This is a genomic window from Exiguobacterium sp. s141 (genome assembly GCF_018618085.1).
Taxonomy (GTDB): Bacteria; Bacillota; Bacilli; order Exiguobacteriales; family Exiguobacteriaceae; genus Exiguobacterium; species Exiguobacterium mexicanum_A.
In genome coordinates, this window is sequence record NZ_JACSLJ010000009.1 from 26646 (window position 1) to 40450 (window position 13805).

Annotated in this window: 23 protein-coding genes; all 23 read left to right on the forward strand. The window is 46.8% G+C overall.

The window, feature by feature from the left end; all coding sequences use genetic code 11:
* Positions 1 to 225: 225 nt before the first annotated feature.
* The 23 genes from rpsL to rplR all read left to right on the forward strand — a co-directional run bounded on the left by rpsL (position 226) and on the right by rplR (position 13796).
* A complete protein-coding gene (gene rpsL, locus KNP74_RS13810; RefSeq protein WP_012727683.1) occupies positions 226 to 648 on the forward strand; it encodes a 30S ribosomal protein S12 in 423 nt (140 codons plus the stop codon).
* A gap of 47 nt (positions 649 to 695) precedes the next feature.
* The gene (gene rpsG / locus KNP74_RS13815; protein WP_021066600.1) at positions 696 to 1163 is read left to right on the forward strand and encodes a 30S ribosomal protein S7; all 468 of its coding nucleotides are present in this window, start codon (positions 696 to 698) and stop codon (positions 1161 to 1163) included.
* A gap of 116 nt (positions 1164 to 1279) precedes the next feature.
* Positions 1280 to 3358, forward strand: a complete 2079-nt coding sequence (fusA, locus tag KNP74_RS13820) for an elongation factor G (RefSeq protein ID WP_214709845.1) — start codon at positions 1280 to 1282, stop codon at positions 3356 to 3358.
* A 115-nt stretch (positions 3359 to 3473) separates the two neighbouring features.
* On the forward strand, positions 3474 to 4661 hold the full coding sequence (tuf, locus tag KNP74_RS13825) for an elongation factor Tu (RefSeq protein WP_131437953.1): 1188 nt from the start codon (positions 3474 to 3476) through the stop codon (positions 4659 to 4661).
* Between the two features lie 110 nt (positions 4662 to 4771).
* Positions 4772 to 5281: a nucleotidyltransferase family protein gene (locus KNP74_RS13830; RefSeq protein WP_214712652.1), complete on the forward strand. Its 510-nt coding sequence runs from the start codon at positions 4772 to 4774 to the stop codon at positions 5279 to 5281.
* A gap of 378 nt (positions 5282 to 5659) precedes the next feature.
* Complete coding sequence (gene rpsJ / locus KNP74_RS13835; protein ID WP_012727678.1) at positions 5660 to 5968, forward strand: 30S ribosomal protein S10; 309 nt, start codon at positions 5660 to 5662, stop codon at positions 5966 to 5968.
* A gap of 61 nt (positions 5969 to 6029) precedes the next feature.
* Positions 6030 to 6656 carry a 50S ribosomal protein L3 gene (rplC, locus tag KNP74_RS13840; RefSeq protein WP_034781707.1) on the forward strand — a complete coding sequence of 209 codons (627 nt, stop codon included), beginning with the start codon at positions 6030 to 6032 and terminating at the stop codon, positions 6654 to 6656.
* Between the two features lie 28 nt (positions 6657 to 6684).
* Positions 6685 to 7308: a 50S ribosomal protein L4 gene (rplD, locus tag KNP74_RS13845; protein ID WP_034781706.1), complete on the forward strand. Its 624-nt coding sequence runs from the start codon at positions 6685 to 6687 to the stop codon at positions 7306 to 7308.
* Entirely contained in the window at positions 7308 to 7589 is a 282-nt protein-coding gene (gene rplW / locus KNP74_RS13850; RefSeq protein ID WP_034781704.1) for a 50S ribosomal protein L23, read from the forward strand. The genes rplD and rplW overlap by 1 nt, the downstream gene beginning before the upstream one ends.
* 34 nt (positions 7590 to 7623) lie before the next feature.
* Positions 7624 to 8454: a 50S ribosomal protein L2 gene (gene rplB, locus KNP74_RS13855; RefSeq protein WP_034781701.1), complete on the forward strand. Its 831-nt coding sequence runs from the start codon at positions 7624 to 7626 to the stop codon at positions 8452 to 8454.
* 66 nt (positions 8455 to 8520) lie between these two features.
* Positions 8521 to 8796, forward strand: a complete 276-nt coding sequence (gene rpsS / locus KNP74_RS13860) for a 30S ribosomal protein S19 (protein WP_012727673.1) — start codon at positions 8521 to 8523, stop codon at positions 8794 to 8796.
* 20 nt (positions 8797 to 8816) lie between these two features.
* Positions 8817 to 9149, forward strand: coding sequence for a 50S ribosomal protein L22 (rplV, locus tag KNP74_RS13865; RefSeq protein ID WP_034781699.1), 333 nt, complete (start codon positions 8817 to 8819; stop codon positions 9147 to 9149).
* 13 nt (positions 9150 to 9162) lie between these two features.
* The gene (gene rpsC / locus KNP74_RS13870; protein WP_128124031.1) at positions 9163 to 9822 is read left to right on the forward strand and encodes a 30S ribosomal protein S3; all 660 of its coding nucleotides are present in this window, start codon (positions 9163 to 9165) and stop codon (positions 9820 to 9822) included.
* Positions 9823 to 9854: 32 nt separating this feature from the next.
* A complete protein-coding gene (rplP, locus tag KNP74_RS13875) occupies positions 9855 to 10292 on the forward strand; it encodes a 50S ribosomal protein L16 (RefSeq protein ID WP_016508922.1) in 438 nt (145 codons plus the stop codon).
* Positions 10279 to 10482, forward strand: a complete 204-nt coding sequence (gene rpmC, locus KNP74_RS13880; protein ID WP_012727669.1) for a 50S ribosomal protein L29 — start codon at positions 10279 to 10281, stop codon at positions 10480 to 10482. The genes rplP and rpmC overlap by 14 nt, the downstream gene beginning before the upstream one ends.
* Before the next feature lie 33 nt (positions 10483 to 10515).
* Positions 10516 to 10776, forward strand: coding sequence for a 30S ribosomal protein S17 (rpsQ, locus tag KNP74_RS13885; protein ID WP_021066611.1), 261 nt, complete (start codon positions 10516 to 10518; stop codon positions 10774 to 10776).
* A 43-nt stretch (positions 10777 to 10819) separates the two neighbouring features.
* Positions 10820 to 11188: a 50S ribosomal protein L14 gene (gene rplN, locus KNP74_RS13890; protein ID WP_012727667.1), complete on the forward strand. Its 369-nt coding sequence runs from the start codon at positions 10820 to 10822 to the stop codon at positions 11186 to 11188.
* Positions 11189 to 11225: 37 nt separating this feature from the next.
* Positions 11226 to 11534 (forward strand): 50S ribosomal protein L24, encoded by a 309-nt coding sequence (gene rplX, locus KNP74_RS13895; RefSeq protein ID WP_021066612.1) that lies wholly within the window; start codon positions 11226 to 11228, stop codon positions 11532 to 11534.
* Positions 11535 to 11566: 32 nt separating this feature from the next.
* Positions 11567 to 12106 carry a 50S ribosomal protein L5 gene (gene rplE, locus KNP74_RS13900; RefSeq protein ID WP_016508927.1) on the forward strand — a complete coding sequence of 180 codons (540 nt, stop codon included), beginning with the start codon at positions 11567 to 11569 and terminating at the stop codon, positions 12104 to 12106.
* Between the two features lie 20 nt (positions 12107 to 12126).
* Positions 12127 to 12396 carry a 30S ribosomal protein S14 gene (gene rpsN / locus KNP74_RS13905; RefSeq protein WP_021066613.1) on the forward strand — a complete coding sequence of 90 codons (270 nt, stop codon included), beginning with the start codon at positions 12127 to 12129 and terminating at the stop codon, positions 12394 to 12396.
* Between the two features lie 31 nt (positions 12397 to 12427).
* Positions 12428 to 12826, forward strand: a complete 399-nt coding sequence (gene rpsH / locus KNP74_RS13910; RefSeq protein WP_021066614.1) for a 30S ribosomal protein S8 — start codon at positions 12428 to 12430, stop codon at positions 12824 to 12826.
* Between the two features lie 33 nt (positions 12827 to 12859).
* The gene (rplF, locus tag KNP74_RS13915; protein ID WP_034781691.1) at positions 12860 to 13399 is read left to right on the forward strand and encodes a 50S ribosomal protein L6; all 540 of its coding nucleotides are present in this window, start codon (positions 12860 to 12862) and stop codon (positions 13397 to 13399) included.
* A 34-nt stretch (positions 13400 to 13433) separates the two neighbouring features.
* A complete protein-coding gene (gene rplR / locus KNP74_RS13920; RefSeq protein WP_138858564.1) occupies positions 13434 to 13796 on the forward strand; it encodes a 50S ribosomal protein L18 in 363 nt (120 codons plus the stop codon).
* Positions 13797 to 13805 lie beyond the last annotated feature (9 nt).

A 13805-nucleotide genomic window follows, 5' to 3' on the forward strand; every position in this document is an offset into this window, starting at 1 on the left:
CGATGACAACGATGTCCAGCAGTCGGCAAGCTACTTGGACGTCACCCAATCTTTCTCCGGAAAGGTTTGGCTGCTATTATTGCCACTTTCAAGGTATAACTCACGTTTTTGCGAGGTCATGGAATGCCTACGCCTCGTAAAAGCGTTTCGTTATGACCTTAAATGAACCACCCGGGTCGGTGGGTCTAGAAAATAGCATAATTCAGGAAGGGAGGATCTTCAAAGATGCCTACTATCAACCAGTTAGTCCGTAAAGGACGTAAATCGAAAGTCGTTAAATCTGACTCTCCAGCACTTAACAAAGGTTACAACAGTTTCATCAAGTCACAAACAAACGTGAGCTCGCCACAGAAACGTGGTGTTTGTACACGTGTTGGTACAATGACTCCGAAGAAACCGAACTCGGCATTACGTAAGTATGCTCGTGTTCGTTTGACTAACCAAATCGAAGTGACTGCGTACATTCCAGGTATTGGCCACAACCTTCAAGAGCACAGCGTTGTTCTTATCCGTGGAGGACGTGTAAAAGACTTACCAGGGGTACGTTACCACATCGTTCGTGGTGCGCTTGACACTGCAGGTGTTGACGGACGTATGCAAGGCCGTTCTAAATACGGTACGAAACGTCCGAAAGCTGCGAAGAAGTAATTCTCGCTAACTAAAAACTACTGAAATTTTGAAAGGAGGGTACTCGGATGCGTAAAAACCGTGCAGAACGTCGTGACGTTATCGCAGATCCGATCTACAACTCGAAATTGGTAACTCGCCTCATTAACCGTGTCATGTTAGACGGTAAAAAAGGTACAGCTCAAACTATCATTTACAACGCATTTGGCCTCATCGCTGAACGCTCAGGCAAAGAGCCTATGGAAGTGTTCGAAGAAGCAATGAACAACATCATGCCTGTACTTGAAGTTAAAGCTCGCCGTGTCGGTGGAGCAAACTACCAAGTTCCTGTTGAAGTTCGTCCAGAGCGCCGTACGACACTTGGTCTTCGTTACCTCGTGAACTACGCTCGTCTCCGCAACGAGAAAACGATGGAGCAACGTATCGCGAACGAAATCATGGATGCAGCCAATAACACTGGTGCTTCAGTTAAGAAACGCGAAGACATGCATAAGATGGCAGAAGCAAACAAAGCGTTTGCTCACTATCGTTGGTAATTTAAACGTAAAGTCCACTCCACGTCACCAAGCGGTGGCTTAATGGAGTGGCTTTCGGGTATAATCATATCGTGTGCCAGCACACGAAAAACACATGCGGAAGGAGAATACCCAGTATGGCAAGAGAATTCTCCCTAAAGAATACTCGTAACATCGGGATCATGGCTCACATTGATGCCGGTAAAACGACAACAACTGAACGTATTCTTTATTACACAGGTCGTATCCACAAAATTGGTGAAACTCATGAAGGAGCTTCACAAATGGACTGGATGGAGCAGGAGCAAGAGCGTGGAATCACGATCACTTCTGCTGCGACAACTGCACAGTGGAATGGCCACCGTGTAAACATCATCGATACACCTGGACACGTAGACTTCACAGTTGAAGTTGAACGTTCACTCCGTGTACTTGATGGCGCAGTTGCAGTACTTGACGCACAGTCAGGTGTTGAACCACAAACAGAAACTGTATGGCGTCAAGCGACGACTTATGGTGTTCCACGTGTCGTATTCGTCAACAAGATGGATAAGATCGGTGCGGACTTCTTGTACTCGGTGAAAACACTTCACGAGCGTCTCCAAGCAAATGCACACCCAATCCAACTTCCAATTGGCGCGGAAGACGAATTCAAAGGAATCGTTGACCTCGTTGAGATGAAGACGTACATGTACTCAAACGACCTCGGTACTGACATCGAAGTAATCGATGGCTTCCCAGCTGACATGGCTGACCAAGCTGAAGAACTTCGTGGTCAATTGATCGAAGCGGTTGCGGACTACAACGAAGAGTTGATGATGAAATACCTCGAAGGCGAAGAGATCTCAATTGAAGAACTCAAAGCTGGTATTCGTAAAGCAACGCTTAGCGTAGAATTCTACCCTGTACTCGTTGGTTCGGCCTTCAAAAACAAAGGTGTTCAATTGATGTTGGACGCTGTTGTTGATTACCTCCCGTCACCAGTTGACGTTGAGTCAATCAAAGGGGTTAACCTCGATACAGAAGAAGAAATCACGCGTGAACCTTCGGACGAAGCGCCATTCTCGGCACTTGCGTTCAAAGTCATGACTGACCCTTACGTCGGTAAATTGACATTCTTCCGTGTGTACTCTGGTACAGCACAAGCTGGTTCGTATGTGAAGAACTCGACTAAAGGTAAGCGCGAGCGCCTCGGTCGTATCCTTCAGATGCACGCGAACAGCCGTGAAGAAATTCCAATGGTATATGCCGGTGACATCGCCGCAGCTGTTGGTCTTAAAGATACTACGACTGGTGATACGCTTTGCTCAGAGAAAGACAACGTCGTTCTCGAGTCAATGACATTCCCAGAACCAGTTATCTCGGTCGCAATCGAGCCTAAATCGAAAGCTGACCAAGACAAGATGGGTCAAGCTCTCGCGAAACTCGCAGAAGAGGATCCAACTTTCCGCACTGAAACAAACCAAGAGACTGGTCAAACAATCATCTCTGGTATGGGTGAGCTTCACCTTGATATCCTCGTTGACCGTATGCGTCGCGAATTCAAAGTAGAAGCTAACGTAGGTGCACCACAAGTTGCTTACCGTGAGACAATCCGTGGCGCTGCGAAGATCGATTCGAAATTCGTACGTCAATCAGGTGGTCGCGGTCAGTACGGTCACGTTGTCGTAGAATTCGAGCCGAACGAAGAAGGCGCTGGATTCGCATTCGAGAACAAAATCGTCGGTGGTGTTGTACCACGTGAATACGTCCCAGCTGTTCAAAGCGGGATTGAAGAAGCTCTCGAAAACGGTATCCTCGCGGGTTACCCAGTAGTTGACGTTAAAGCTGCTCTCGTCTTCGGATCGTACCACGATGTCGACTCGAACGAGATGGCGTTTAAAGTTGCTGCTTCGATGGCGGTAAAACAACTTAAGGATCAAGCGAAAGCTGTCATCCTTGAGCCAATGATGCGTGTTGAAGTTGTCATCCCAGAAGAATACTTGGGAGACATCATGGGTGACGTCACGTCACGCCGTGGACGCGTAGAAGGTATGGAAGCACGCGGTAACGCTCAAGTCGTTAAAGCAATGGTTCCACTTTCAGAAATGTTTGGATATGCGACATCGCTTCGTTCACGTACGCAAGGACGCGGAACGTACTCGATGCACTTCGATCACTATGAAGAAGTACCGAAGTCAATCGCAGAAGAAATCATCAAAAAAGCGAACGGCTAATAACGGTTGTAACGCTTAATTGATTGTTGTAAGCTAAGGAGGACGTATGTTAAAAGTAGCCTACGTCTTCCTAGTTAAATAAAAAACTAATTGTCTAATAGAGGAGGAATCTAGAATGGGTAAAGAAAAATTCGACCGTTCTAAACCGCACGTTAACGTTGGTACAATCGGCCACGTCGACCACGGTAAAACAACTTTGACTGCAGCGATCTCAGCTGTACTTTCAAAAGCACAAGGGAAAACAGCTACAAAGTTTGACGCAATCGATGGTGCTCCTGAAGAGCGTGAGCGCGGTATCACAATCGCAACAGCTCACATCGAGTACGAAACAGAAAAACGCCACTATGCACACGTTGACTGCCCAGGTCACGCTGACTATGTTAAAAACATGATCACTGGTGCTGCACAAATGGACGGCGCGATCCTCGTTGTTTCGGCAACTGATGGCCCAATGCCACAAACACGTGAGCACATCCTTCTTTCACGTCAAGTAGGTGTTCCTTTCATCGTCGTATTCATGAACAAAGTTGACATGGTTGACGACGAAGAACTCCTCGAGCTCGTTGAAATGGAAATCCGTGAACTTCTTTCTGAGTACGACTTCCCAGGCGACGACCTTCCTGTAATCAAAGGTTCTGCACTTGGCGCGCTTAACGGCGAAGCTCAGTGGGAAGAAAAAATCATGGAACTCATGAACGCAGTTGATGAGTACATCCCTGAGCCAGTTCGTGACACGGACAAAGAATTCATGATGCCAGTTGAGGACGTATTCTCAATCACTGGTCGCGGTACTGTAGCGACTGGTCGTGTTGAGCGTGGTGTTCTCCGCGTCAACGACGAAGTTGAAATCGTTGGTCTTACAGAAGAAACTAAGAAAACTGTATGTACTGGTGTAGAGATGTTCCGTAAGCTTCTCGACTACGCTGAAGCTGGCGATAACATCGGTGCTCTTCTCCGTGGTGTATCACGTGAAGACATCGAGCGTGGACAAGTACTTGCTAAGCCAGGTTCAATCACGCCGCACTCAAAATTCAAAGCTTCAATCTACGTTCTTTCTAAAGAAGAGGGTGGCCGTCACACGCCATTCTTCGCGAACTACCGTCCGCAGTTCTACTTCCGTACAACTGACGTAACAGGTATCGTTCACCTTCCAGAAGGTACTGAAATGGTAATGCCAGGAGACAACATCGAGTTGACGATCGAATTGATTTCTACAATCGCGATCGAAGACGGAACACGTTTCTCAATCCGTGAGGGTGGCCGTACAGTAGGCGCTGGTTCAGTAACTGAAATCATCGAGTAATCGATTGATTCACTGACCTTTCAAGCAGTCCGCATTTTGCGGGCTGCTTTTTTGTTTTGTGGCAAGACGTGGTAAGATGGGACATATGTCGAACGAAAGGGGAGACGAAGATGGAGAAGCAAGTCGAAACGTTATGTCGGCTGAACGGGATCGCGTGTCGGTTCGGTGGGTCGACGTTACTGAAGCATCATGGGATAATTGAAACGGCGAACGACTTGGATGTGTTTGTCGAACCGGATCAATTCGAGCGAGTCGATCAAGTACTGAGCCGTGCTGGAAAAAAAGTCGAGTCGACGCCTCATCCAGATTACGTAACGACCTATTTTGGCGAATATGAGTTCGAGGGCGGAGACATTGATGTGATGGCTAGTTTTCGGATGAAGTGCACCGATGGAATCTATACACATCCATATATTGAACCGGTCGGCAGTTGGATGCATCTCGAAGAGTGGGTCGTACTGTATACGGTAATGAACCGTATCGATAAGCTTGAACGGTTAAGGCAATACTTCGAGACTCATCCAATGAATGAAACGATCGTCCAAACCTGCTTGAAACGAGCCCCCGCCTCGGTCATCGAATCCGTCACGGAACGCTTCGGAGCACGTATGAAACGCTAGGTAGAGTTGGCATGGCGGTTCTTGTAACAAATAGTTCAACAAAAGAAGGAAAATAGCTTGCAAATGGGTTCAAATCTTGTTACATTAGTGAACGTTGAACAACTCATCAGACATCCGGCGCAATTTAAAAATCAAATCTTGCATTTCATATGTAGATTCGATATAATGATTAAGTGTTTGTGCGAGTGGTGAGAGACTTTACAGCAGAAATCGGGTCCAATCGTTGATTTGCAATGATCGGATACCTCTGCTGACACAAGCACGCTGCGATGAAGCGGGAGGTTATGACACGCCAGGCAGCTTTGCCATGGCCGGTGTGGAAATTTCCGCGGAGAACTGTCTATTTTTAAAAATAGGCGACAAAGGAGGGAAACTTACATGGCAAATGAAAAAATCCGTATTCGTTTAAAAGCATACGACCATCGCGTACTCGATCAATCAGCTGAGAAAATCGTTGATACTGCGAAGCGTTCAGGTGCAAAGGTTTCGGGACCAATCCCGCTTCCAACTGAAAAATCGATCTACACGATCCTTCGTGCGGTTCACAAGTACAAAGATGCTCGTGAGCAGTTCGAGATGCGTACACACAAACGCTTGATCGACATCGTTAACCCAACACCAAAAACGGTTGATGCGCTTATGCGCCTCGAATTACCATCAGGTGTTGACATCGAAATCAAACTTTAATTCTTCATATAGTAGATACTAGCCAGAAGAGACAATAATTATTAAACAGGAGGTGTATCTCATGGCTAAAGGAATCTTAGGAACAAAACTTGGTATGACTCAAATCTTCAACGAAGCAGGCGAAGTCGTACCGGTAACAGTAGTTGCTGTCGAAGGGAACGTTGTGCTTCAACTTAAAACAGTTGAAACAGACGGTTACGAAGCAGTTCAACTCGGTTTCGGCGACATCAAAGAATCACGTCAAAACAAACCGGCAAAAGGTCACGCTGCGAAAGCAAACGCGACACCTAAGCGCTTCATGAAAGAGATTCGTACTTCAGTAGAAGGATACGAAATCGGTCAAGAGATCAAGGCGGACATTTTCGCTGCAGGTGAATTAGTAGACGTAACAGGTACATCGAAAGGTAAAGGATTCCAAGGTGCGATCAAGCGTCACGGACAATCACGTGGACCAATGGCTCACGGTTCGCGCTACCACCGTCGTCCTGGTTCGATGGGTCCTGTAGCTCCTAACCGCGTATTTAAAGGGAAGCTTCTTCCTGGTCAAATGGGTGGCGAGCGTAAAACGATTCAAAACCTTGAAGTTGTCAAAGTTGACGCGGAACGCGGCCTTGTACTCGTTAAAGGCGCAATCCCAGGCGCTCGCAAGTCGAACGTCATCATCAAAACAGCGGTAAAAGGTAACTAATTAACTGCACGGAAAGGAGGAATTACGAATGCCTAAAGTAGCTTTGCTTAACCAAACAGGTTCACAAGTTGGCGAGATCGAATTGGCAGAAGCCATTTTCGGTATCGAGCCTAACGACTCAGTACTTTACGACGCGATCGTCATGCAACAAGCATCACGCCGTCAAGGTACTCACGATACGAAAGGTCGCTCGGAAGTACGCGGTGGCGGCCGTAAACCATGGAAACAAAAGGGAACTGGTCGTGCGCGCCAAGGTTCTATCCGCTCACCACAATGGGTTGGTGGTGGTACAGTCTTCGGTCCAACACCACGTTCATACTCTTACAAGCTTCCTAAAAAAGTTCGTCGTTTAGCACTTCTCTCGGCACTTTCGTCGAAAGTGAAAAACAACGAAATGATCGTCCTCGAAGGCCTTGCTTTCGATGCACCAAAAACAAAAGACATGGCTGCTGTATTGAACAGCTTGTCAGTAGAACGTAAGGCTCTTGTAGTCACAGCGGACTACAATGAGACTATCGCTCTCGCAGCTCGTAACATCCCAGGAGTGACTGTGATCGAGGCAGCAGGCGTTAACGTTCTTGACCTCGTTGCTAACGACAAAGTCATCTTCACTAAAGATGCGGTTGCGAAGGTAGAGGAGGTGCTTGCATAATGGCTCAAGCATACGATATCATCAAACGTCCTATCATCACTGAGCGTTCTGTTAGCCTCATGGAAGCTAACAAATACGTTTTCGAAATCGACGTTAAAGCGACTAAATCGCAAGTGAAGTACGCTATCGAAACAATCTTCAATGTGAAAGTTGCTTCGGTAAACACAATGAACATGAAACCGAAAGCGAAACGTGTCGGTCGTCACTCTGGTTACACAGCTCGTCGTAAAAAAGCGATCGTAACCCTTGCTGAAGGCAACACAATCGACTTCCTCGGTTAATTTACTACCTTAGAAGAAAAGGAGGGAATCCTCGATGGCAATTAAAAAGTTTAAGCCGACCACTAACGGTCGCCGTAACATGACATCTCTCGACTTTGCAGAGATCACAACGAACCGTCCTGAAAAATCGTTAACTGAAAAGCTTTCGAAAAAAGGCGGTCGTAACAACCAAGGTCGTTTGACTGTACGTCACCAAGGTGGCGGGCACAAACGCAAATACCGTATCATCGATTTCAAACGTAACAAAGATGGCATCGTCGGACGCGTTGCTACGATCGAATACGATCCAAACCGTTCAGCGAACATCGCCCTCATCAACTATGCAGATGGTGAGAAACGTTACATCCTCGCTCCTAAGGGCATCAAAGTAGGCATGGAAATCATGTCTGGTCCTGAGGCGGATATCAAAGTGGGGAACGCTCTTCCACTCGTGAACATCCCTGTCGGTACTACTATCCACAACATCGAGCTTAAGCCTGGTAAGGGCGGTCAGCTTGTTCGTGCGGCTGGTGCATCGGCACAAATCCAAGGACGTGACGGCAAGTACGTCATCGTTCGTCTTCAATCAGGTGAATCACGCTTGTTCCTCGGCACTTGCCGCGCGACAGTCGGTTCAGTTGGTAACGAAGAACACGAACTCGTAAACATCGGTAAAGCAGGACGTTCACGTTGGTTAGGCAAACGCCCAACAGTACGTGGTTCTGTAATGAACCCGGTTGATCACCCACACGGTGGTGGTGAAGGTCGTGCGCCTATCGGTCGTTCGGGCCCACTTACTCCTTGGGGTAAACCAGCTCTTGGTCTTAAAACTCGTAAGAAAAACAAATCGAGCGACATGTACATTCTTCGTCGTCGCAAGAAATAATTACTACATGATTCTCGGGCGGTTCGAAAGAGCCGTTCCCGAATCATTCCAAAGGGAGGTTCTATCATGGGTCGCAGCTTGAAAAAAGGTCCATTCGCAGATCACCATTTGCTCGCTAAAGTTGACAAACTCAACGAATCTGGTGAGAAGCAAGTCATCAAAACTTGGTCACGTCGCTCGACAATCTTCCCAGAATTCATGGGTCACACGTTCGGTGTACACGATGGTCGTAAACACGTACCAGTATTCGTGACAGAAGACATGGTCGGTCACAAACTTGGTGAATTCGCTCCAACACGCACGTACAAAGGTCACGGATCAGACAAGAAAACGAAACGGTAATTTGAGGGGAGGTCAAATCCATGCAAGCTAAAGCATCAGCTAATATGGTCCGTCTTGCTCCTCGCAAAGCACGTCTCGTTGTAGACTTAATTCGCGGGAAACAAGTCGGCGAAGCGCTCTCTGTCCTTGCTCACACGAACAAGGCAGCGTCGCCAATCGTTGAAAAAGTATTGAAGTCAGCGATTGCAAACGCAGAGCACAACTACGATATGAATATTGAGAACCTTGTGGTGTCGGAAATCTACGTCAACGAAGGTCCAACACTCAAACGCTTCCGCCCACGTGCGATGGGTCGCGCAAGCCGTATTAACAAACGCACAAGCCACATCCACATCGTGGTAACTGAGAAATAAGGAGGGATATGTAGTGGGTCAAAAGGTAAATCCGCACGGTCTTCGCGTTGGTATTATCAAAGACTGGGATTCGCGTTGGTACGCTGAGAAAGACTACGCAGATCTCCTTCATGAAGACTTCGTTATTCGTGAATACATCGAAAACAAAATGAAGGATGCTAGTATTTCTAAAGTAGAAATCGAACGCGCTGCAAATCGCGTGAACATTTCGCTTCACACTGCGAAACCAGGTATGGTTATCGGTAAGGGTGGTTCGGAAATCGAGTCACTCCGCAAAAACATCATCAAGCTTGCTGAAGGCAAACGTGTTCACATCAACGTTGTTGAAGTGAAAAACGCGGACGCTGTCGCTAAACTTGTTGCTGAAAACATCGCTCGTCAATTGGAAGGCCGTGTGTCATTCCGTCGTGCAATGAAGCAATCAATCCAACGTTCGATGCGCACTGGCATCAAAGGGATCAAAACAGAAGTTTCTGGTCGTCTTGGTGGCGCTGATATCGCTCGTTCAGAGAAGTACTCAGAAGGAACAGTTCCACTTCACACACTCCGTGCCGATATCGATTACGGAACAGCTGAAGCTGACACAACTTATGGTAAAATCGGAGTTAAAGTCTGGTTGTACCATGGTGAAGTTCTTCCAACAAAAAACAACACAGCTAAAAACGCTGAATAATAAACACTCTTTCAGGAAGGAGGCAACACACTATGTTGTTACCTAAACGCGTGAAATATCGTCGTGTACACCGTGGTAAAATGCGCGGAAATGCAAAACGCGGCACAACAGTACATTTCGGTGAATTCGGTCTCCAATCGCTCGAAGCGAGCTGGATCACAAACCGTCAAATCGAATCAGCACGTATCGCAATGACACGTTATATGAAACGTGGTGGTAAAGTGTGGATCAAGATTTTCCCACACAAGCCATACACGAAAAAGCCTCTCGAAGTCCGAATGGGTTCGGGTAAAGGTGCTCCAGAAGGCTGGGTGGCTGTAGTTAAGCCTGGCAAAGTAATGTTCGAAATCGCGGGTGTATCTGAGGAAGTTGCACGTGAGGCACTTCGTCTTGCAGCGCACAAACTTCCAGTGAAATGTAAGTTCGTGAAACGTGAAGAAAATGGTGGTGATACGAATGAAAGCAACTGATCTCCGTCAATCAACAACTGAAGAGCTCAACGGTAAAGTAGGCGAATGGAAAGAAGAACTCTTTAACCTTCGTTTCCAATTAGCTACAGGTCAGCTTGAGAATCCTGCTCGTATCCGTGAAGTACGCAAGTCGATTGCGCGTGCTAAAACGATTCTTCGTGAACGCGAACTCGGCATCAACAACGGCTAATCTAATCGGATTCTTTAAGAGGAGGTAACACTCATGGAACGCAATAAGCGTAAAGTACTCACTGGACGCGTCGTGTCTGACAAAATGGACAAAACGATCGTCGTTGCAGTTGAAACAAAAGTACGTCATAAGCTTTATGGCAAACGTGTAAACTACACGAAGAAATTTAAAGCGCACGATGAGAACAATGTCGCTAAAATCGGCGATGTCGTCCGCATCGCGGAAACACGTCCGCTTTCTAAAGACAAACGTTTCCGTCTCGTAACAGTAGTAGAAGAATCAGTAATCATCTAATAACAGTTCGGATCTATAAACATCCGGAGGGAGGTACACTCGCATGATTCAACAAGAATCTCGCTTGAAAGTAGCAGACAACTCTGGCGCGCGTGAACTGTTGACAATTAAAGTCCTCGGTGGTTCAGGTCGTAAGACTGCCAACATCGGTGACATCATCGTCGCGACGGTAAAACAAGCAACACCAGGTGGCGTTGTTAAAAAAGGTGACGTTGTCAGAGCAGTTGTCGTTCGTACAAAACGCGGCGCTCGTCGTAAAGATGGTTCGTACATCCGTTTCGATGAGAACGCAGCAGTCATCATCAAAGATGACAAGAGCCCACGCGGCACTCGGATCTTCGGGCCAGTTGCACGTGAACTTCGTGAAAAAGAATTCATGAAGATCGTTTCGTTGGCACCGGAAGTACTTTAATTTCCAATTTCAATCCTATAAGGAGGTGCGCAAAACGATGCATGTTAAAAAAGGCGATACAGTCCAGGTAATGTCTGGTAAAGATAAAGGCAAGCAAGGGGTTATCCTCAAAGCTATGCCAAGCAAGAACCGCGTAGTCGTAGAAGGTATCAACGTGATTAAAAAACACTCGAAACCATCACAAGCGAATCCACAAGGCGGTATCCTTGAAATCGAAGCACCAATTCACGTCTCGAACGTCATGCCACTCGACCCTAAAACGGGCAAACCGACTCGCGTTGGTTTCAAAGTAGTCGATGGTAAAAAAGTTCGTGTCGCGAAATCGGGCGAAGTACTCGATAAATAAGAAGAACGTGACGAAAGGAGGTCCATTCGACTATGAACCGTTTGCAAGAGAAGTATAAAAGCGACATCGTGAAAGCGATGATGGATAAATTCAACTATGACTCAGTCATGCAAGTCCCACAGGTCGACAAGATCGTCATCAACATGGGTGTAGGTGACGCTGTTTCGAACTCGAAGGCTCTTGACATGGCAGTGGAAGAATTATCAATTCTTTCTGGTCAAAAACCACTCGTAACGAAGGCTAAGAAATCAATCGCTGGTTTCAAACTTCGTGAAGGCATGCCAATCGGTGCGAAGGTTACTCTTCGTGGCGAGCGTATGTACGATTTCCTCGACAAATTGGTAACTGTTTCACTTCCACGTGTACGTGACTTCCGCGGTGTATCGAAGAAAGCATTCGACGGACGCGGTAACTACACGCTTGGTGTGAAAGAGCAACTTATTTTCCCTGAGATCGATTACGATAAAGTAACAAAAGTACGCGGTATGGATATCGTTGTTGTTACAACAGCGAACACAGACGAAGAAGCTCGTGAATTGCTCACACTTCTCGGAATGCCATTCCAAAAATAATCTAAAGGGAGGTCGACAACATGGCTAAAAAGTCAATGGTGAATCGCGAACAAAAACGCGAGAAACTCGTTGCCCAGTACGCTGAGAAACGTGCACAATTGAAAGCTGAAGGCGACTACATCGGACTCAGCAAATTGCCACGTAACTCTTCACCTGTGCGTCTTCATAACCGTTGCCGCATCACAGGTCGTCCACATGGTTACATGGGTAAATTCGGGATCAGCCGTATCAAGTTCCGTGATCTTGCATACAAAGGTCAAATCCCTGGTGTTAAAAAAGCAAGTTGGTAATCCACTAACAGTGTGAAAGGAGGTACATCGCATGGTAATGACAGACCCAATTGCAGATATGCTTACACGTATCCGTAACGCTAACATGGTTCGCCATGAAAAATTAGAGCTTCCAGCTTCTAATATCAAACGTGAGGTTGCAGAGATCCTCAAGCGTGAAGGTTTCATTCGCGATGTTGAATATATCGAGGACGCTAAGCAAGGTACACTTCGTCTGTTCCTTAAATACGGAGCAAGCAACGAACGTGTTATCACTGGTCTCAAACGCATTTCGAAACCAGGTCTTCGTGTATACGCAAAAGCTGATGAAGTACCAAAAGTACTCGGAGGACTCGGTATCGCAGTTCTTTCGACATCAAAAGGTCTTATGACTGATAAAGAAGCTCGCCAACAACAAGTCGGCGGCGAAGTGCTCGCCTACATCTGGTAAGTCACTTTTCTAACAAGAACGGAGGTGTAATCAATGTCACGTATTGGTAAAAAACCAGTTACGATTCCAGCTGGCGTTACTGTCACGGTTGCAGAAGACAACACGGTCACAGTAAAAGGTGCTAAAGGTGAACTTTCGCTTTCAGCTAACCCAGCCTTGGAAATCAAAGTTGAAGAGAACGAATTGAACGTCGTTCGTCCGGATGACTCGAAAGAGAACCGTACGATCCACGGGACGACACGTGCCCTTATCGCCAACATGGTGGAAGGTGTGTCTAACGGATTCCAGAAAACACTTGAGATCTCAGGGGTTGGTTACCGTGCAGCTAAGCAAGGTAACAAACTCGTCCTCAGCCTCGGTTACTCGCACCCAATCGAGTACGTTGCTGAAGAAGGTATCGAGATCGAAGTTCCTTCAAACACGCAAATCGTCGTTAAAGGGATTAACAAAGAGCGCGTCGGTCACGTTGCAGCTCAAATCCGCTCGTACCGTGCTCCAGAACCTTACAAAGGTAAAGGTGTTCGTTACTCTGATGAACGTATTCGCCGTAAAGAAGGTAAGACTGGTAAGTAATTCGTCACGAAATGAACGGAAAGGAGTGGCATAAATGATCACAAAAGCAGACAAAAATGCAGTTCGTAAGAAACGTCATGCTCGTGTACGTCGTACGATCGCGGGGACAGCAGCTCGTCCACGTTTGAACGTATTCCGCTCGAGCAAGCACATCTACGTTCAACTCATCGATGATGCAGCACAAACAACGCTTGTGTCAGCATCTTCGAAAGATAAAGCTCTCGATCTTACAAACGGCGGCAACGTTGAAGCAGCGAAAGCTGTTGGTAAACTTGCAGCTGAACGTGCACTCGAGAAAGGTATCGACACTGTTGTGTTCGACCGTGGTGGATACCTCTATCATGGCCGCGTCAAAGCTGTTGCTGAAGCAGCTCGTGAAGCAGGTCTTAAATTCTAACAAAAAGGA